This is a genomic window from Chryseobacterium sp. 22543 (genome assembly GCF_052044565.1).
In the GTDB taxonomy this organism is placed as follows: Bacteria; Bacteroidota; Bacteroidia; order Flavobacteriales; family Weeksellaceae; genus Chryseobacterium.
The window spans coordinates 1,229,289-1,249,962 of sequence record NZ_JBQENH010000001.1 but is presented as its reverse complement, the minus strand read 5'-3'; the positions used below and the strand labels follow the sequence as shown (position 1 = coordinate 1,249,962).

Annotated in this window: 12 protein-coding genes; 9 read left to right on the top strand and 3 right to left on the bottom strand. The window is 36.1% G+C overall.

Going from position 1 to position 20,674, the window contains the following annotated elements; all coding sequences use genetic code 11:
* The first annotated feature begins 52 nt into the window (after positions 1-52).
* The 3 genes from ACTJIP_RS05535 to ACTJIP_RS05525 all read left to right on the top strand — a co-directional run bounded on the left by ACTJIP_RS05535 (position 53) and on the right by ACTJIP_RS05525 (position 4,957).
* Positions 53-3,271: a S8/S53 family peptidase gene (locus ACTJIP_RS05535; protein WP_440704206.1), complete on the top strand. Its 3,219-nt coding sequence runs from the start codon at positions 53-55 to the stop codon at positions 3,269-3,271.
* An 81-nt stretch (positions 3,272-3,352) separates the two neighbouring features.
* Positions 3,353-3,868: a DUF6702 family protein gene (locus ACTJIP_RS05530; protein WP_180564578.1), complete on the top strand. Its 516-nt coding sequence runs from the start codon at positions 3,353-3,355 to the stop codon at positions 3,866-3,868.
* Between the two features lie 126 nt (positions 3,869-3,994).
* Entirely contained in the window at positions 3,995-4,957 is a 963-nt protein-coding gene (locus ACTJIP_RS05525) for a phosphatase PAP2 family protein (RefSeq protein WP_077418963.1), read from the top strand.
* Here the strand turns inward: ACTJIP_RS05525 and ACTJIP_RS05520 are convergent.
* Together ACTJIP_RS05520 and radA are read right to left on the bottom strand one after the other, a co-directional pair.
* A complete protein-coding gene (locus ACTJIP_RS05520; RefSeq protein WP_440704205.1) occupies positions 4,954-5,547 on the bottom strand; it encodes an ACP phosphodiesterase in 594 nt (197 codons plus the stop codon). The genes ACTJIP_RS05525 and ACTJIP_RS05520 overlap by 4 nt on opposite strands.
* 107 nt (positions 5,548-5,654) lie before the next feature.
* A complete protein-coding gene (radA, locus tag ACTJIP_RS05515; RefSeq protein WP_440704204.1) occupies positions 5,655-7,004 on the bottom strand; it encodes a DNA repair protein RadA in 1,350 nt (449 codons plus the stop codon).
* A gap of 137 nt (positions 7,005-7,141) precedes the next feature.
* Here radA and ACTJIP_RS05510 point away from each other — a divergent pair, with 137 nt between their 5' ends.
* The 3 genes from ACTJIP_RS05510 (at position 7,142) to yidC (ending at position 11,611) form a co-directional block, all read left to right on the top strand.
* Positions 7,142-7,711 (top strand): YceI family protein, encoded by a 570-nt coding sequence (locus ACTJIP_RS05510; protein WP_077418966.1) that lies wholly within the window; start codon positions 7,142-7,144, stop codon positions 7,709-7,711.
* A 314-nt stretch (positions 7,712-8,025) separates the two neighbouring features.
* Positions 8,026-9,633: a CTP synthase gene (locus ACTJIP_RS05505; protein WP_219071771.1), complete on the top strand. Its 1,608-nt coding sequence runs from the start codon at positions 8,026-8,028 to the stop codon at positions 9,631-9,633.
* A 178-nt stretch (positions 9,634-9,811) separates the two neighbouring features.
* Entirely contained in the window at positions 9,812-11,611 is a 1,800-nt protein-coding gene (gene yidC / locus ACTJIP_RS05500; protein WP_077418967.1) for a membrane protein insertase YidC, read from the top strand.
* 128 nt (positions 11,612-11,739) lie between these two features.
* Here yidC and ACTJIP_RS05495 read toward each other — a convergent pair whose 3' ends face one another.
* Positions 11,740-12,324 (bottom strand): ribonuclease HII, encoded by a 585-nt coding sequence (locus tag ACTJIP_RS05495; protein ID WP_077418968.1) that lies wholly within the window; start codon positions 12,322-12,324, stop codon positions 11,740-11,742.
* 296 nt (positions 12,325-12,620) lie between these two features.
* Between ACTJIP_RS05495 and ACTJIP_RS05490 the strand changes: the two genes are divergently transcribed.
* The 3 genes from ACTJIP_RS05490 (at position 12,621) to ACTJIP_RS05480 (ending at position 20,672) form a co-directional block, all read left to right on the top strand.
* A complete protein-coding gene (locus ACTJIP_RS05490) occupies positions 12,621-15,644 on the top strand; it encodes a SusC/RagA family TonB-linked outer membrane protein (protein ID WP_440704203.1) in 3,024 nt (1,007 codons plus the stop codon).
* Between the two features lie 8 nt (positions 15,645-15,652).
* Positions 15,653-17,305: a SusD/RagB family nutrient-binding outer membrane lipoprotein gene (locus ACTJIP_RS05485; protein ID WP_440704202.1), complete on the top strand. Its 1,653-nt coding sequence runs from the start codon at positions 15,653-15,655 to the stop codon at positions 17,303-17,305.
* A gap of 409 nt (positions 17,306-17,714) precedes the next feature.
* The gene (locus tag ACTJIP_RS05480; protein ID WP_180564573.1) at positions 17,715-20,672 is read left to right on the top strand and encodes a SusC/RagA family TonB-linked outer membrane protein; all 2,958 of its coding nucleotides are present in this window, start codon (positions 17,715-17,717) and stop codon (positions 20,670-20,672) included.
* Positions 20,673-20,674 lie beyond the last annotated feature (2 nt).

Here is a 20,674-nt window from a genome sequence, read left to right as displayed (position 1 = left end):
TTATTTTTGATTTAAATAAAAATTGTATAATTGTATTGCTTAAAAATGAAATATGGATATTAAAAAATTATTTTTTACAAAAGTAAGCATTTCACACGGAGGATCGAAGCTTCTAAGAAATGCAACAGCAGCCTTTTTAGGATTGTATTCCTATGCTTTTTACGGACAGGTACAGAAACTGGACTCCCGATTTGACATTTTATTGAAAAATAAAGAAAGTATTGCTAATGGGAGAGCGGTCAAAGAACTTGAACGCCCGGATATGAAACTTGATCAACATCTGGTGGTGACTTCAAAAGGAGCACAAACAATGTATTCATGTATTATTTATACTAAAGAGCCGGAAAAACTGAAAGCAGACGGTTTCATTATTCAGAGCCAGCTGCCAGCCTTTTCTACCGCTTTAGTTACCATTGAAGATATTGAAAGACTTGTGCAGCTTCCGTATGTAACATCTGTAATGGGGCCGGCATTTGATGAGCTTCATAATGATGTGAGCAGAGCCCAGTCCGGAGCAAGCCTTTTGCAGGATGGAGTTTTCAATAATACGGCTTATAATGGCACCGGTGTTTTGGTAGGAATTTATGACAGTGGAATAGACTGGAAACATCCGGACTTCAGAAAAGCTAATGACCAGACCAAAAGCAGAATTGTTTCGATCTGGGATCAGACATTAACGGCACAATCTGGAGAAACTACTCCTACAGGATTTTCAACAGGTGTAGAATATACAAGAGCACAGATTGAAGATGAGCTGGATGGAACGCCGGTAGGATTTGTTCGTGAAAATGATACCAACGGACATGGAACCCATGTTTCAGGTACAGCAGCCGGAAATGGTGCAGCTTTTACAGATAAAAGACATAAAGGATTTTCATCTGATGCAGATATTGTATTTGTAAAAGGGGGAAATGGTTCTTTTCCTACAACAAATACCATTAATGCCTTAACCTATTTCAAAAACGTAGCAACGGCACTTAATAAACCTATCGTTGTCAATATGAGTATTGGCGGCCAGGGAACGGCTCATGACGGAACATCCAGTCATGAAGTGGCTGTTAATAATTTTACAGCATCAGGACCTGGTAGAGTGGTGGTTATTTCTGCCGGAAATGATTACGGAGCTAACCTTCACAGAAAAGTGGATATTGCAGCTGGTGCGGCACAGACGTATAACTTTACAGTAGCAAGCAATACTTCCGCAACTTCAGTGTTTTCATTCATTATGTATGCCAATGATAATACCGCTGTTACAGCAAAACTGACTACTCCCGATGGACAACAATATACACAGAATATAAGTACGACTACCGCTCACACCATATTGGGAGGAGGCCTTACAGCAACGATGTATAACTATTGGGGAAATGATAACAACAAAAGATACGTACAGTTAGTCGTAACCAGAACCTCCGGAACGACCAATGTTCAGGGAAATTATACATTGGAAATTACCAATAATGGAGCGCAGCAAATAACAACCCATGGCTGGCTGTACAGCCAGGGAGTGCAAACCACATTGCAAAACGGGGATAATGAATATATTGTAGGAAGTCCAGGGAATGCTTCCAATGCGATTACAGTAGCTTCATACATGGGAAGAGCCAGCTGGTATAGTGGAACAAGCGGCTATTTCACACTTACTCCGCAGGAGTCTATATCTTCATTTAGCGGACAGGGACCAAGAACAGATGGTTTTCAGAAGCCGGATATTGCTGCTTCTGGCCAGAATGTGATTTCATCAAGATCAGGTGATTCTGCTCCTGGTACTACAGATATTATTGCAGGAACCAATTATTATGTAAAAAACCAGGGAACAAGTATGTCTTCACCCGGTGTAGCAGGAGCTGTAGGATTATTGCTGCAGGCCAATCCGGCATTAACTGCAGCCCAGGTAAAAACACGCCTTACCTCTAATGCAAGAATGGACGGAGCAACGGGAACTGTACCCAACATGAGATGGGGATATGGTAAACTGGACATTTACAAGGCAGTGAGTGATGAGCTGGGATGTGTAAAATCTAATTTTGAGACGGTAGGGTATGATGAACCTTATATTATTGCCAATACAGAATCTAATTATTATTTTGATAATATAGCCCTTGCTGTCAGATATACACCAACCCTGACAGGAAAATTGGGAGGATTTTCATTATTAACAGGAACTTCGCTTCCTTCTGACATTCCGGTAGATATTCAAATCAGAAAAGTGGATGCGAATGGGAATCCCGGAGATATTATAGCCACTAAAACCATTACTTCATGGCTAAATAATGTGCAGAGATTTACCTGGAATTACGTGAATCTTTCGGATCTGAATGTACAAATGGTAACCGGAAAAGAATTTTATGTTGTCGTAAACGGTTTAGGGGGAAGAATTGCCGTGAAAGCTGAGAATGCAGTAGTCAACAACAGATCCAAGACGTCTACAGATGGTACAACATGGACTTCCAGAACATTCGATCTCAAAATGAGAGCTGTAGTCTATGAGAATGTTGCTGAAGTGAAGAACTTAGCAACATCCAATCAAACTAAAGCAAGCACAGTAGCCAATGGGTATAACTATTTTACCAATGCCTGCCAGCTTATCTCCAGAGTTGAAAAAGAAACTGCGAGTACTGTAACAGGAAATACAACATCAAAGGTATGGGTAGATAATGCACAGCCAAACTATGTTGCAAGAAGATATGAAATAAATCCGGATACGAATGCAGTCACTGCAACCGGAAAAGTAACTTTATACTTTAAACAGAGTGATTTTGACGCTTATAATCTGACCAACGGAGTGAAATTACCTACTTCCCCTACAGATGTTGCCAATAAAGCCAACCTTCTTATTGAAAAATATACAGGAACAAGTACTACGGGTACAGTAGCTTCTTTTGGAGGAACTGCTACAATTATTACACCTGATATTACAAATATTATCTGGAATGATACCTACCAATACTGGGAAGTGAGCTTCCAGACGACAGGCTTTGGCGGATACTTTGTGAAAACAGGGACTACATTAGGAACAGCAGATATTAAGGTGAACTCAGAAGTAAATATCACTCCGAATCCTGCAAAAGATTTTGTGAATGTAGCATTAGGCAGACATTCTAAAGGAGTGGTAACCATTTATGATGCATCAGGAAAACTGGTTAAAACCGTAAATGTAAATACCAATGCCGGTAAAATTGATGTTTCAGAACTGGTAAGAGGAACTTATCTGTTCACCATTGTACTGGATGATAACACAAAAATTACGAAAAAAGTAATTAAACAATAAATCTTCATCAATCAATTATTATCAGAAGCAGCAGTTTTTATAACTGCTGCTTTTTTTATATTTGCTGTAAAAATAGAATTCATGTCGGGTAAGCTTTTTTTTGGATTTTTTTTATTCGTAACCTTGGTATTTCAGAGTTTTACGGGTGATGAAGTTTTTCATCCCTATCATGTAGGCTCTGTGGAAATTAATTATAATTCAAAATCCAGAACATTTGAAGTGACCGGGCGATTCTTCCTAGATGATATGGAAAACGGATTGGGAAAAAAATATGGGGGATCTTTTCATTTTAATGATGAAAAATACAAAGTAAAATTGAATGAGGCCCTGCAAAAATACTGTTCGGAATATTTCAAATTAAAAGCAGATAACAAATTTTTGAAAGTAAACTATATTGGTTATGAAGAAGATCAGGAATCTGTAGATATATTTCTCGAATCTGAACCTGTTGCCACACCTAAAAAAGTGGAAACTGCTGTAAGTTTTTTGTACAACCTTTTCGATGATCAGATCAATATCGTTCACATCATTGTAAAAGGAGAAAGGAAAAGTGAGAAGATGACGTATCCCAACCGTTATTTATTTAAGCAATTTTAATTCGATTTGTTTTTGCATTTAAAATTATAATCGAAATCATTAATCATCGTTATTTATTTTAAAAACTTTTCATTTAACATAAAATAATATTAATTAGATAGTTTTGCGTCTTGTTTTTATTAGGTTATGAAGAGAAGAAAAGCGCTTACTGTATTTGCCATATTAATTTCTTTCACATTGTTTGCCCAACAGGACAGTCTCATTGTTAATAATGCTTCTGACAGTCTTATTGCAGACAAAGATTCGATATCACTTTTACATTTGGATGAAACTGATCCACAGTATTCTTTCACAAAGAATAGGAACAGGAAAAATGATATTTGGGGACATTTTAAATATGATCTTGTGACAATGGCGGGAGGTTTTGGGAATGCTTTTACGCGTCCTTTATCCTGGGAGAAGAAAGATTATATTAGATTAGGAGCTACTGTTGCTACTGTAGGAATGATATACCTTGCAGATGAAGACATCAGCCGTGCCTTTATCAGAAATAGGGAAAATGTGCCTAATGTTTTAAAAAAATTCGGGTGGTATTTTGGGAGTCCACAGATCAATTATGGTATTACGGGTGCCGTGTATGTAACGGGTCTTTTGATTAATAATGAAAAGCTGAGAAGAACAGGAGTTCTGATGATTACAGCAGCAAGTGCAACAGGAGCTATTCAGCAAATTTCAAAATCGGCAACGGGAAGAGCCAGACCGGGAGCCGGACTTGGAAAACACTTCTTCAAACCATACGGAAGAGATGCCAATTTCAGGAGCTTTCCATCCGGACATACTGTGCTTTCCATCACAACGAGCTATGCATTATCCAAACAATTTGAAAATCCATGGGTAAAAGGTGGAATTTTAGCTGTAGGGTCTGTTGTTCCGGTTTCAAGATTGCTTGAAGGGGCTCATTGGTTTTCTGATGTTACTTTAAGTGCTATTATGAGTATTGCCATTGTTGAAGGGATCGATAAATTTATGAAAAGAAAGGAAAAATACGAAGAGGATAAAAAATATAATCTTAAACAGCAAAATAAAAATAAAATTGCATGGGATATTAATGCGGGACCTTTAGGAATAGGGTTTGTGGGACGCTTTTAATTCTCCAGTTGTAATAATGAATTAATTCCTTTTGTGTGTTCCAGCAGGTCAGGAAAAAAATCATCATAACATTGCTGAAGATGATCCTTATTCTTTAAAAAAGCTTCAAAAACAGGAATATCTTTATCCAGATATTTTGCTTTATTGAGCACATTCTGAATACTGAATTTAATTCCCCAGTCTTCACGGTAATTATAAAGCCAGTCATCCTGTTCCATTTTAACCAGCATTTTTTTAAAATTTTCAGGCAGCCATTGTTCATGGGCATTCAAAGCGCTGTAAACCTTAAGAGAATGGGCTTTCCATTCTGTCAGAGAATTAAGGGAAAGGTCTCTTGCCACAAAGTGATCCATTGAGACATCTACAAATGCACCGGCATACAATCTTACCAAAGGAGCAAATACTTTTTTAGCTTCATGAATCGCGGGATGGGAGTCTGTATAAGTATCAATAGCCCTGTGCATGGTAATTCCGTCCTGAATATCTTTCGGGAAAGAAAAACGATCCCTGTTGCGGATAAAATCTTCGAGAAACTGACCAACGATCTGTCCGTCGGTAAAAGAAAGAAAAGAATGCGCCAGATAATTCATAACTTAAAGGTATGAATTAAAAGTGAATCGTGAATCCGCTTCGCTTGTGAATTTTTCATCAACATCCCATTCACCATTGACTTGCGAAGCAAAACTGACCATTCACATTAGAAAAGCCTCTCATGAAAATCCTCAATCTTACTTACTTCTTCGATCTTTATCCCAAATTTTCTTTTCGGAATTTTATTAAGATTGGACACAAATATTTTTTCATAACCAAGCTTTTCAGCCTCAGTAATTCTTTGTTCCACCTGTGCTACAGGACGTATTTCACCACTTAATCCGATTTCTCCGGCAAAGCAGTAATGTTCTGAGATGGCGATATCCTCATTGGATGAAAGAACAGAAGCTACCACTGCCAGATCCAGTGCCGGATCGTCTGTTTTTATTCCTCCGGTAATATTCAGGAAAACGTCTTTAGCTCCCAATTGAAAACCTGCTCTTTTTTCCAGTACAGCCAAAAGCATATTCAGCCTCTTGGAATCAAACCCGGTGGAACTTCTTTGAGGAGTACCATAAACGGCAGTACTTACCAATGCCTGAATCTCCAGAAGCATAGGCCGGTTTCCTTCCAGAGTTACCGCAACGGAGTTCCCGGAAAGTTCTTCAAATTTCTTGGTGATCAGAATTTCAGAAGGATTTTTAATTTCTTTCAGTCCCTGAGAAACCATTTCATAGATCCCAATCTCGGAAGTAGATCCAAAACGGTTTTTATTAGCTCTCAGCAATCTGAAAAGGTGATTCCGGTCTCCATCAAAGTTCAGAACAACATCCACCATATGTTCCAGCACTTTTGGTCCTGCAATCTGACCATCTTTGGTAATGTGTCCTACAAGAAATACCGGAGTATTATTTTCTTTGGCATATTTGATGATTTCATTGGAGCATTCCCGGATTTGGGAAACGGTTCCCGGAGAGCTTTCTATCAGCTGAGACTGCAGAGTCTGAATAGAGTCAATAATCATAAAATCCGGTTCTAGTTTTTTTGCCTCATGAAGAATTTTTTCCAATGATGTCTCAGTAAAAAGGAAGCAGTTAGGATTTTGAATATCCGTAAGCCTGTCTGCTCTCATTTTAATCTGTGAAGCACTTTCCTCCCCCGAAACATAGAAGATTTTTTTCTTCATTTTTAAAGCAAGCTGAAGCAGAAGGGTAGACTTCCCAATTCCCGGTTCACCACCAATCAACGTAACGGAACCTAAAACAATTCCACCTCCTAAAACGCGGTTCAGTTCATCTGAAGGAGTTTTTATTCTCGGCTCTTCACTCGTTACCACTTCAACAATATTGATTACATTTTGTTTGGTTTTTGAGAAAGGGGGAGTTTTATGAGAAGGTTTTTCAACCACTTCTTCCACCAGAGAGTTCCATTCTCCACAGTTTTTACATTGTCCGAGCCATTGTGGATATTGTGTTCCGCAGTTTTGACAGAAATATGCTGTTTTCAGTTTTGCCATACTGCGAAGTTATAAAAAAGCATTTTTCTTTCAGAATCTAAATGGATTTAATATTAAAAATTAATCCATTCGCAGTAGAAATATCTTTCATATCTTAGCTTCATTCAATTAAAATATTAATGTAAAATATAATTACAATGAAAAAAGTATTTTTATCTTTCGTATTTGCGTTTTTAAGTGTTGTGGCGTTTGCACAGGGAACCTGGCAGGTGGACCAGATGCATTCATCGGTCAATTTTAATATCAAGCACATGGGAATTAGTTTTGTGCAGGGAAGATTTGATAAATTTGACGGAAAAGCGGCGACTAGTGGTGCCAATCTTGATAATGCCGATTTAAACTTTTCAATCAGTGTTCCTACCATTAATACGGGAGTAGACATGAGAGACAGACATCTCATAAGCGAAGAGTTTTTTGATGTTGCTAAATATCCTACTATTGAATTTAAAAGTTCTTCTGTTACAAAAGATAAAAACAACAATTATATCGTAAAAGGGAAACTGACTATGAAAGGGGTAGAAAAAGAAATCAGTGCTCCAGCTACATTCGGTGGAATTACAAAAAATAAAGACGGAAAAGAAATCATGGGAATTCAGACGAAATTTACAGTAAACCGTCTGGATTACGGAATCAAGTATGACCCTACAGGAGCTGGGATTGCGAAAGATGTTGAAGTAACGGCTTACTTTGAATTGGTTAAGCAATAACATTGTAAAATATAAAAGATAGAAAGGTTTTCCGTTCCATGGAAAACCTTTTTTGTTTATAAAAGCTGATATAATATTTGTGTTATCTTCGAAGTTGGAGAGAGGATTAAAAATATTTTAACTTGAAATAAATTCACTGTTAGTTTATAAACGGAAATCATAGTGGCTATAGCTTTGTTTCATTTGCTTATATCAAATATAGATAAAAATTTTTATCAGGTTTTATAATTGTTTGAGTGGTGTTTTTGAATTTTCAAAATGTAAATAATTGCTTTGTATCTCTTTTTCCCATAACTTTGCACAAACCTAATCTAATGAGTAAAAAGAATACAAAGTACATCTTTGTGACAGGAGGTGTAACTTCATCTTTGGGAAAGGGAATCGTTTCTGCTTCTCTGGGACTTCTACTAAAATCACGCGGCTTTAATGTAACGATCCAAAAATTAGATCCTTATATCAATATCGACCCAGGAACTTTGAATCCTTATGAGCACGGAGAGTGTTATGTAACTGAAGATGGTGCGGAGACGGATTTGGATTTAGGCCACTACGAGCGTTACCTTGATGCTCCTACATCCCAAAACAACAACGTTACTACAGGAAAAATTTATCAGACTGTAATTGAAAAAGAAAGAAAAGGAGATTTCCTTGGAAAAACAGTTCAGGTAATTCCTCATATTACTAACGAAATCAAACGTAGAATAAAAATCCTTTCAAAACAGAATTACGATATCATCATTACGGAAATCGGAGGAACTGTAGGGGATATTGAATCTTTGCCATACATTGAAACTGTTCGTCAGTTGAAATGGGAATTGGGAGAGCACAATTCTATGGTAATTCACCTTACTTTACTGCCTTATCTGGCTTCAAGTGGAGAATTAAAAACCAAACCATCCCAGCACTCCGTTCGTCAATTGATGGAAAGCGGAATTATGGCAGATGTTTTAGTTTGCAGAACAGAACATAAAATTCCTAAAGATCAGAGAGCAAAGCTGGCTCAATTCTGTAACGTTGCTTTAGAAAACGTTATTGAGTGTAAAGATTTGGAAACGATCTATGAAGTTCCTATGTATCTTCAGAAACAAAACTTTGATGATGTAGTATTGAAAGAACTGGATCTGAAAAGTGATAAAACAGCTGATCTTAAAGACTGGAAGAACTTCCTTAAGAAATTCCAGAACCCTAAGAAAACAGTTGAGATTGCATTGGTTGGAAAATATATTTCCCTTCAGGATTCCTATATTTCTATTGCTGAAGCTTTCAAACACGCGGGTGCTGACCTTGAAACTGAAGTAAAAGTAAGATGGGTATACAGTGGAGATATCACAGAGGAAAATATTAAAGATACTTTGAAAGGAGTGAATGGTATCCTTGTGGCTCCTGGCTTTGGAGACAGAGGGATTGAAGGAAAAGTTCTTACAGCAAAATATGCAAGAGAAAATAAAATTCCAATGTTGGGAATCTGTTTAGGAATGCAGATCATGACTGTTGAATTTGCAAGAAATGTTTTAGGACATACAAAAGCGAATTCAGTAGAATTTGATACAGCAACTCCGGATCCTGTGATCTCATTAATGGAGGAACAGAAAAATGTAATTGATAAAGGAGGAACAATGCGTCTTGGAGCTTGGAAATGTTCTTTGAAAAACGGTTCTAAACTATTTGATATCTACGGAAGCAAAAATATTTCTGAAAGACACCGTCACCGTTATGAATTCAACAGTGATTATCTTCAGGAATTTGAGAAAAATGGTTTCCTTGCTACAGGTACAAACCCTGAAACAGGCTTGGTAGAAGCACTTGAGCTTCCTGATCACCCATTCTATGTAGGAGTTCAGTATCACCCGGAATATAAGAGTACGGTAGCAACACCGCATCCTTTATTCAGAGCTTTCATCAAGGCTTGCGAAAAGAAATAAGGTAATATTTTATCATAAACGTCTATACATAAACTCAAGCTGATTATTCTCAGCTTGAGTTTATTATATAGTAACATCGTAAAGCATAGAGTTTTGATAAAAAAACAGTATTTTTGTCAGCTCAAAATTATGTACGTTACAGGTACATCCTAAGTTTAAAATTTTAATATAAAATAAAATGCAACAAAACAACGGAATCGATAAGAAACAAATGATTAGTTTCGCGGTTTTATGCCTGGTTCTCTTCGGTTTTATGTTCTATTTCCAGAACAAACAAGCAAAAGAAGAGGAGTTAAAAGCTCAGCAGCAGAAAACGGAACAGGTAAAAAATGCCGTAAAGCAAACTCAGGCAAACAATATCAATCCAAATGTAACTCCTAACTCCATCCAGACTGCAAGTCTTGGGAATAATGAACTGAAACTTGAATTTTCAAGCTTAGGAGGACAGGTTTCCAAAGTAGAGCTTTTAAAATATAAAGCATACAACCACAAAACAGACAATGCAGATCAACCACTTTATCTGATTACTAAAAATAATTCAAACTATGGTTTTCAGTTTAAAGACAAAACAGGAAAGATTGTTAATACTAAAGATTTAGTTTTCTCACCTTCTGTTAATGGAAATGCTGTAACCTTAACTGCAGATTATAATGGTGCTGTAATTCAATTCATTTACACGCTACTTCCAAAATACACTCTTGATTTTAAAGTAAGAACTCAGGGGCTTTCCAAAATTACTTCAGACAATAAAGCTGATTTTATCTGGGACTATAATGTAAGAAACCTAGAGAAAGGTAGAGCTCAAGAGCAGTCTCACTCAGAATTCTCGTATGCATTCAATAATTATAAAGACTATGATTATGATGGAAGAACGACAATGGAAGAGGAAAAGGAAACTCTTAACTGGATTGGTGTAAAGCAGCAGTTTTTTACTTCAGTAATTGAAGCTAAAAACGGATTTACTCAGAGCAAAGGAAATCAGGAAAATGTTGAAGAAGGAGAATATTTGAAGAAACTCAACTATGAAGGTTTTGTTCAGATGACAGGAAGTGAGCTGAACCAGGATTTCACATGGTATTTTATGCCATTGGATTTACCATTGCTTAAATCCTATGATAAAAACTTTGATGAAATTCTTCCGTTAGGTTGGTCATTCATTGGAGCAATGAACCGTTACTTCTTCATGTGGCTGTATAGCATTATTGCTGCGTGGGGATTATCAGCAGGTTGGGTGATTTTTGTAATGACAATTATTGTGAAATTGATCCTGTCGCCAATTATGTATAAGCAGCATAAATTGAGTGCGATGATGAAGGTGATCCGTCCGGAAATTGATGAAGCGAATGCTAAATTTAAGGATGCGGATCCAATGAAGAAGCAGCAGGCTACGATGGAGATCTATAGAAAAGCAGGAGTGAATCAGATGGCGGGATGTTTGCCGGCATTGGTACAGATTCCGATCTTTTATGCTTTATTCCGTTTCTTCCCGAACTTTATTGATCTTAGAGGACAAGGGTTCTGGTTTGCAAAAGATTTAACGGCTTATGATGATTTGATCAAGCTTCCGTTTAAAGTTCCTTTTCTTGGAGATCACTTAAGTATTTTTGCATTAGCTTGTACAGTTGTTATCTTGATATATACTGTAATGACTTCAGGGAATATGCAGCAGCCTCAGCAGGAAGGAATGCCAAATATGAAGGTTTTAATGTATATCTTCCCGATTACATTCCTATTCTTCCTTAATACATCAGCTTCAGGTCTTTCCTGGTATTATTTTGTATCGAATGCGATTAACATCTTAATTATCCTGGTGATTAAATACGTGATTCTGGATGAAAAGAAAATTCACGCTCAGATTCAGTCTAACAAGGAAAAACCGAAAGCAGAAGGTAAGTTCCAGAAGAGAATGAGAGAAATGATGGAGAAAGCTCAGGAGCAGCAAAAAACTCAGGAACAGCAAAAAAATAAGAAGAAATAATTCTTTAATTATAATAAAAAAAGAGAAGCAATTAGACATTGCTTCTCTTTTTTTATTTGGATTTTATTTAGAATGATTTCAAATTTTTGATCTTGGCATGAGAATTTAATAATTGAGAATGAGTTATTTCAATCATATTTCAGTCTGAAAGATTGTCTGTGATATGATGTTGGACCATACTTTATAAGGGCTTCCTGGTGTTTTTTTGTAGCATAGCCAAAATTAGTGTCCCAGCCGTATTCTGGATGCTCTTCATGAAGTTGGATCATTAATTTATCTCTGTAATTTTTGGCAAGAATTGATGCTGCAGCAATAGACAAAACCTTAGAATCTCCTTTAATAATACATTGATGTGGAATGTAATTATAAGGATGAAATTTGTTTCCATCTACCAGAATAAGCTCTGGAATTACGGTAAGTTTATCCAATGCCCGATGCATGGCGTGAATGCTTGCATTAAGAATATTATGCTCATCAATAAACGAAGGAGGAAGTTCTGATATGGCGTAATCTTTCACATTGTCTTTAATATAACTATCAAGGTCCATTCGGGTTTTGAACGTTAATTTTTTTGAATCATTCACTAGGTTTTGTTTGAAATCATCATCCAGTATTACCGCCGCTGCCACTACCGGGCCGCTTAAGCATCCTCTTCCCACTTCATCACATCCAGCCTCGATATAAAGGTTCGACCAGTTTTTTATTAGCTCCATGAATTGTTTATATAAAGGCAAAAGTATGAATTTTTATAGGAAGTGGTTTTATGTGGTTTTTATTGTTTTTATGAATATAACGAGTATAATTTATTATTATCTAGGCTTCGTATTAGGGTTGTTAATTGTGATTGATTTTCAAATTGATGAAATAATGTGTATTTCTTTGGTAAGTTGTTAGTTTTGATGTGTTTTAATCATCTTTGTTTTTGTTAATTATAAAACTTTAACATTTTTTTTGGTTATTTTAGGAAAGTTTCACATATTTGTATTCTGTAAAAATAATTGAATTTGATATGAAGAAATTAACTGCGAGTGTTTTCGCGGTTGTACTATCGTCATCATTTGTGATGATGTCAGCCCAAAACACGAAGGATACTCTAAAAACCAAAAATATAGAGGAGATAGTTGTTACTGGAGCCTTGGGTATTAAGAAAAAAGCTGATGCTGTTACGAACGCGCAGCAAATAGTAAATACGAAAGAATTAAACCAAGCTGCTGCTCCAGGTGCAGTTCAGGCATTAACAGGAAAAGTGTCTGGATTACAAATTACCAATACAAATAGTGCTGTAGATCCAAGTTTTAAAATTATTTTGAGAGGATCAAAATCCATTACAGGTAACAATCAGGCTTTGGTTGTTATTGATAATGTGATTTCAGATGCTACCGTTCTTAACTCTTTACCTCCGGAAATTATTCAAAGTGTGAATGTTATTAAAGGGTTACAGGGAGCTGCTTTATATGGTTCTCAAGGGGTTAACGGAGCTATTATCGTTACAACAAAGAGAGGAACAAAATCTGAAAAAATTCAGGTTAATCTTACATCTGCTGTAGAAGTTAGTCAAGGATTTAAATATCCACTTACACAACAGAAATACGGAAAAGGAGTTCAGGATGACAGTTATAGTGATGCTGATTATGGTGGTACAAACTATGTGCCATGGGAAAACATGTCTTGGGGTGCTGCTTATGACTATACTGGATTTGGAGGAACATTGGTTCCTAGTGGTTTACCACAGGCTGATGGATCATTCATTTATGAAAGATATTCTCCGGTAAAAGATCACTTTTCAAAATTCTTTACCAATGGTGTTAGTTTCCAGAATGGTGTTAGTGTAAATGCAGGTGGATCTGACGGTTATGCATTTATGTCAATCAACAGACTTGACAATACTTTTGTGGTAGATGGAGATAAGATGAGACAGAACAACTTCTTATTCAAAGCAGGAAAAAAGCTTGGAAAATTAAGAATTGATGGTCAGTTCAATTATATAGGAAGGCTAGTTAATAAAACTGACTCTGGTATATATGATGATATCTTACAAATGCCGTCTAGTAATGATATCAGAAAGTATAGAAATTCTGGAATTGGAGGATATCTTACAGCTTATTCTACAAACCCTTATTGGACTGTAGAACACGCGAGATATAATACCAACAGAGATTATTTAAATGGTATATTGTCATTACAGTACGAATTTAATAAGCATATCAACATAAGTTATACAGGGAACTTAAACCTTACTACAACTAAGCAGGATAACTGGAATGATGGGTCTACAGGTATTATCAGCTATTCTAATACAGGAGTACCATTCCTAGACTCACATACCTTAAATCAGTTTGGATCACCGGATGTTACAGCTTATTACTTTAATAGAACATACAATGATAGGAAGTATTACGGAGATTTAATGTTGAATTTTGATTATGATTTAACTTCAGATCTAAATTTAAAATTTAATATTGGGAACAATATCCAGGACAGTTATTATACTGCAAGAACAGTTGGTGGAACTGGATTGTTTATCCCAGGATGGTATAACTATAATAACGTATCCAATCCATCTCAATACGGAAGTAGTGATGCTCAGGCCGATGGTGGATATATGGATAATTATACTACCAGAAACAGAGTATTTGCAGGGTTTGCAAACGTAGACTTAGGATACAAAGATTATTTATTCTTAAATGGAACATTCAGATATGAAAAGAATTCTGTTTATACAGTAAATAGCAGAGATCCACTTACAAATACTAGATTGACAGATAATAAGCCATATTCTTATTATTCAGTAGGAGTATCTTTTATTCCGACTAAAGCTTTTGATTTTGGAGGAAGTGTGTTGAACTATATGAAAATTGCTCCAAGTTTCACGAAGGTAGGAAACTCATCAGGTATTAACCCATACAATGTTAATGCTACTGGTATCATTCCTACAGGATATCCTTTTGGACCTATGCCTTCTTATATTATGTCTACTAGTATTACCAATCCTAATATTAGACCTGAGTTCGTGAATACCTTTGATTTAAATATTGCTTTAGGATTCCTTAAAGATAGGATTACATTGGAGGGATCTGTTTATCAGTCTACTACACAGGACTTGATTAGTAGTATTACCCCTTCAAACGCTTCTGGATTGTCTTCATATAGAGATAATATTGGTAAGTCTAGAATGAAAGGATTTGAAGTTGATTTAGGAATTACTCCAATTAAAACACAAAACATTACTTGGAACCTTCATGCAGGTTATGCAATGTCCAGAACAAAGTTATTAGAACTAAACAGTGGCGCAGAGAGAGTTCCTATCTTGACTTACACCACTCCTTCTGTTGGTTTGGCGGCAGTTGTAGGTGAGAATTTCTATTCAATTGTTGGAACAACTTATCAAAGAGATCCAAATGGTAACATTATCGTGAATGCCAATGGAGTACCATTAGTGAATTCTGCAACAAAAGTATTAGGAAGTTTGAATCCTGATTACACGATGACATTTAATACTTCTTTTAGATTTAAGGCGTTTACCCTATCAGCAGTAGCTGATTATCGTAAAGGAGGTAAGTTTGTATCATTTTCAAAAAGATTGTTAGCATTTACTGGAGCGCTTGAAGAAACAGCAAGCCAGGATAGAACTCAAGGTTATGTTGTGCCAGGCTCTGTGCAACTTGTTAATGGGTCATATGTTCCAAATACAACACCTGCTTATGGTGATGATTATAATGGTGCAACAACATATTGGTCAGGTTCAATTTACAGAAACGTTGGAGAAAATCTTGTGGTAGATGCGACAGCATTTAAAGTAAGAGAAATTGCTATATCATATGATGTTCCAAAATCTGTTTTAAATTCTACTTTTGTCAATAGCCTTAGTTTAAGCTTGTATGCAAGAAATCCTATTATTGTTTACTCAAAAGATAATAGAAACTTTGCAGACCCTGAAACAGCAAGTAGTAATGATAATGCTGCAGGGATTGCTTTAACAACTCAATATCCTACAACTAGAACCTTTGGTTTTAAAATTAACGCAACTTTTTAATTAAGAAAATGAAAAATAAATTATATATAATTGCATTGTCAAGTTTATTACTTGGATCTGTTTCATGTAATGATTACCTTGATATTAATGAGAGTCCAGATAGAATTTCTGTAAATGACTTAACTCCTAACTTTGTTTTTCCAGGAGCGGTTACAAACAGTTATTATGTGCAGGCAAGAAGATTAAATCTTTTTTCAGGAATAATGATGAACAGTGTTGCGGGGAACTCTTATTCCTATGGGACACCGTTTGTAGATGAATATTCTCCAAATATTACCAGTGCATTTTATGCAGATGTTTGGGATCAATTGTTCAGAAATGTTTCCAATTTCCAATTTGTTTTAGATTATAGTGATCCAACTGGCGAATACACACAGTATAAAGCGATGTCTAAAATTATGAAGGCTTATTATGTTCAGACATTAACAGATTTATGGGGAGATATGCCATATTCTGAAGCGTTCAAAAGAGAATTAAATCTGACTCCTAAATATGATAAGGGAGAGGATATTTATAAAGCTTCAATCGCAGATATTGAAAGTGCAATTCAACTGATCGATTCAAATAAAGGGGCTAACCCAGGTAGTTCTGATGTTGTTTTCAAAGGATCTATGAACAGCTGGAAAGCTTTCGCAAATACGTTAAAGCTTAGATATCTTATCAGAATGTCTAATGTTACAGGTGATTTAGCAACTTATAGAGATCAAAAACTAGCAAGTTTACAGGGAGCAACATTTAATGCTACTGATGTAACTGTTAATCCGGGGTATTCTCAAGGTTCTGATGCTCAGCAAAATCCATGGATGAACTATTATGTTTATACCAGCGCAGGAGCACAGCCTCAAAACTGGACATTAGTGGTTCCTTCAGAGCATATTGCTATTGCTTTAAATGGTAATGCTATTCACTTAGAGGGACAGGCTACAGCTGCTGATTCTAGAAGCGTATATCAGAAGTTTAATGGAATTGTTGATGGAAGAAGAGGTAGAATCTTTACATTGGTTGCAACTAAAGATAATACAGGAACTTCTACAAGTAATGTTGAAGGAGTAAGACAAGGAGCTACTCCTGGGCAACCTGGTGCACCATCGCTTAGAAGTGTTTCAAGAGCTGGAGATGGATTAATTGCAGGATCTCAAACAATCGGAGCTACAGATGCAGCTGGAAGAAAAGCAGAATTAATTCAAAAAGGTTCTTCAAAAGCTGGTGTTCTCATGACGAAAGCTGAAACAGAATTTTTATTAGCTGAAGCTGCTTTGCGTTATCCTTCACAGTTCTCTGGAGCTCAATCTCACTTCCAGGCTGGTATTACAGCTTCTTACACTTATTTAGGCGCTTCCGGTGCTGCTGCTTATATTACAAGTGTAAATGCTGTGCCTAAATTAGGATGGGCTGGTACTGATACAAATAAAATTGAGGCAATAATGACTCAAAAATGGATTGCACTAACAGGAATTAACCCCGAACAATCTTATTTTGATTATACTAGAACATCTTATCCGGAAACTCCTTTACCAACAATCTCCCTTAAATCTGTTAAGCCTAATAGATTGTTGTATCCAAACTCCGAATATCAATCTAATGTAAACAATGTTCCAAACATGGCAGCAGATGATGTTTTTGTTAAAAATAAATTTACCCCATTCTGGGCTAGAAACTAATTTTTATGTAATACAATTTTAATATATTTTACCGCCTTCGGGCGGTTTTTTTGTTTTAAGGTGTAATAATTCTTTAAATATAAAAATATGTCTAGCATAATACCTGTATTAAGTATGAATGTTTTTTATCTTTTCCCGGTTTTCAAGTTGTTGACATTCAAATTGTTTAATCACTCTTGGATTGTAATTTAATATAGATATTATCAATTTAAATGATTGTTATTATTTCTTAAATGAAATTAACAATTAAGTAATTTGTTTTTGTTAAATATTTTGTTTTTAACTAATTTTAATACTTTATTTTCTATTTTTTTTCTAAAATATTGAATAGATTGTAATTTTTTTAAATTTTGCTTTGTGGTATTAAGAAAGTTTTACAAATTTGTAATGTCACAAAAATTAATTTGATATGAAGAAACTAACAGCAAGTCTTCTTGTTTTAGTACTGTCATCTTCCATAGCTGTTGCTAACGCCCAGCAAAAGAATGATACTATTAAAACAAAAGAAATTGAGGGGGTGGTTGTTACCGCACTCGGGATTAAAAGAGAGAAAAAATCTCTTGGTTATGCTTCTGAAGAAGTAAAAGCTGCGGAATTAACCGGTGGAACGACCAATACTGGTAACGTAGCATCTCTTCTTTCAGGAAAAGTGGCCGGACTACAGGTAAATACAAACAACAACTTTGGCGGATCTGCTAACCTTTTGATCAGAGGATATAAATCCTTATCAGGAGGATCTCCACTTATTGTAATTGATGGTTCACCAGTTAATAATAATACCGTAACCGGGTCTACATTTGATTATGGTAACTTTCTTTCAGACATCAATCAGGAAGATATTGAATCTGTAAACGTACTGAAGGGTGCTGCTGCATCTGCTTTGTACGGTGAAAGAGGAAGCGATGGGGTAATCCTGATTGTAACTAAAAGTGGAAGGGGTAATAACGACGGAAGTTGGGGTGTTACTCTAAACTCAGGAATTACAGCCGGATTTATTGATAAATCTACTTTCCCTACTTACCAAACCAAATATGGAGCAGGATATGGAGGACAAGCATGGAACGAAGATCCTGGACCTGGAGGTTACAATTATGCCAACTTTGTAGATGATGCCTCTTATGGACCGGCATTTAATCCTAACCAATTGGTTTACCAATGGGATTCATTTGATCCCTCTTCTCCAAACTATGGAAAAGCTACACCTTGGGTTGCCGCGAAAAACGGACCCATTAAATTCTTTGAAACACCAGTCACTTATATTAATACAATTACCATTGAAAAAGGAAATAAAACTTCAAACCTTTCCTTATCATATTCCAATATGCTTTCCAATGGTTTGATGCCTAATTCAGAGCTGAGAAAAAATACAATTTCAGCGAAATTTAACCATGATTTCACAGATAAGCTCCATGCTTCTGTCTTTACCACTTTAACTTTACAAGATACGAGAGGGCGTAATGAAACGGGCTATTCAGATAATATTGTTTCTGGTTTCAGACAGTGGTGGCAGACCAACGTAGATGTGTTGGCATTAAGAGATGCTTATGCTAACAACGGAAACAGTAACTTTTCGTGGAACAGATCTAGCGCTGCAGATGGAACTCCTCAGTATTGGAATAACCCCTATTTCCAGAGATATCAGAATTATCAGTCTGATGACAGAACCAGAATATTCAGTTATGCTCAGTTGAAATACGATGTTTCTAAGAACTTCGGAATTACAGGGAAATTATCTTATGATGATTTACAGATGGTTGTAGAAGAGAGATTAATGAATGGATCATTGCCTCAGGCGTTTGGTGCATCTGGGCTTAATGTAAGTTCGGGATATGCAAGAACCAATGTGAAAAACACTGAGATCAACTTTGATTTATTTGCTAACTATAAATTTGATATTACTTCAGACCTAAGTGTTAGTGGAATTGCAGGGGGGAACGTTAGAAGAAATCTTGTTGACAATATTTTTATGAGCACAGAAGGAGGTTTGTCTAAGCCAGGTCTGTTTGCGATATCAAACTCAATAAGAACAATCCTTCCTCCTGATGAAAACTATGCAAAATGGGTTACTTCGAGTTTATATGCTACAGCATCTTTTGGATATAAAAACTTCTTATTTGTAGATGGTACTTATCGTGTAGACCAGTCTTCCAACTTGCCAAAAGGAAATAACAGCTATGGATATCCTTCCGTTACCGGTGCTGTTATTCTATCAGAATTTGTAAAACAACCTTGGTTAAGCTTCTGGAAATTGAGAGCAAACTACGCTGAAGTAGGTTCTTCTACCAATAATTTCAGATTAGTAAATACCTTCAAAGCAAGAGGAGAAGGATTATTCGATCAGCCTTACTTCCTTGCCAATCCAAACTTAAAACCTCAGAGATCTAAGGAAACTGAATTCGGTATGGAGGCTCAGTTTTTCAAAAACAGATTAGGTTTTGATGTTGCAATCTATAAAACAAGAACATTTGACCAGATCATCAACTTACCGGTTTCTTCTGCAACAGGATATAGAACATTCCTTGTAAACGCAGGACAGATTGATAATAAAGGTGTTGAAGTACAGTTAAACGGTACTCCATTTAAAACAGATAATTTTACATGGGATGTTAACGTGAACTGGTCTAAAAACGAAAATAAAGTTATTGCATTAAATGGTGATTCTCAGAATTACTTAATGGCAAGTTACCAGGGAGGAGTTTCCCTTAACGCACGAGTTGGAGAATCTTTTGGAGCTTTAGTAGGATCAGATTATGTATACAATGCTAATGGGGATAGAGTAATAGACCCTGCAACAGGTCGTTATTTAAGAAATAATAATCAGGTTATTGGTAATATCACTCCAGATTGGGTAGGAGGTATCAGAAACAGCTTCCGTTATAAAGATTTTACCGTAAGTTTCCTTATTGATGTGAAAAAAGGCGGGGACGTATTCTCTACCGATATGTATTACGGATTGGCAACTGGTCTTTACGCAGAAACTGCTGACTACAGAGAAGGAGGATTTGTGCATCCGGGAGTTAATCCAAATGGAAATGTAAATACAACACCTGCGATCAATCCTGGATCTTTTGGTAACGTTGACGGATATAGAAGAATGCCGAATAAAAGATTTGTGTATGATGCATCTTACGTAAAATTGAGAGAGGCAAGTATAGGATATAGTCTTCCTAAATCAATTCTTGCCAATACTTCTATTCGTGATGCAAAAATTTCAATTGTAGGTAGAAACCTTTGGATTATCCACAAAAACTTACCGTATGCAGATCCGGAAGCGGGTACAGGGAATGGTTTAGGGGCTAAAGGTAATTCTATCGGAGTGTTACCTACTACTCGTGATATTGGAATAGATTTAACTTTAAAATTCTAGAA

Coding starts and splice junctions, on each gene's coding strand:
- yidC (WP_077418967.1), top strand. CDS start 9,812: ATGCAACAAAACAACGGAATCGATAAGAAACAAATGATTAGTTTCGCG.
- ACTJIP_RS05535 (WP_440704206.1), top strand. CDS start 53: ATGGATATTAAAAAATTATTTTTTACAAAAGTAAGCATTTCACACGGA.
- radA (WP_440704204.1), bottom strand. CDS start 7,004: ATGGCAAAACTGAAAACAGCATATTTCTGTCAAAACTGCGGAACACAA.
- ACTJIP_RS05495 (WP_077418968.1), bottom strand. CDS start 12,324: ATGGAGCTAATAAAAAACTGGTCGAACCTTTATATCGAGGCTGGATGT.
- ACTJIP_RS05510 (WP_077418966.1), top strand. CDS start 7,142: ATGAAAAAAGTATTTTTATCTTTCGTATTTGCGTTTTTAAGTGTTGTG.
- ACTJIP_RS05505 (WP_219071771.1), top strand. CDS start 8,026: ATGAGTAAAAAGAATACAAAGTACATCTTTGTGACAGGAGGTGTAACT.
- ACTJIP_RS05525 (WP_077418963.1), top strand. CDS start 3,995: ATGAAGAGAAGAAAAGCGCTTACTGTATTTGCCATATTAATTTCTTTC.
- ACTJIP_RS05530 (WP_180564578.1), top strand. CDS start 3,353: ATGTCGGGTAAGCTTTTTTTTGGATTTTTTTTATTCGTAACCTTGGTA.
- ACTJIP_RS05485 (WP_440704202.1), top strand. CDS start 15,653: ATGAAAAATAAATTATATATAATTGCATTGTCAAGTTTATTACTTGGA.
- ACTJIP_RS05520 (WP_440704205.1), bottom strand. CDS start 5,547: ATGAATTATCTGGCGCATTCTTTTCTTTCTTTTACCGACGGACAGATC.
- ACTJIP_RS05480 (WP_180564573.1), top strand. CDS start 17,715: ATGAAGAAACTAACAGCAAGTCTTCTTGTTTTAGTACTGTCATCTTCC.
- ACTJIP_RS05490 (WP_440704203.1), top strand. CDS start 12,621: ATGAAGAAATTAACTGCGAGTGTTTTCGCGGTTGTACTATCGTCATCA.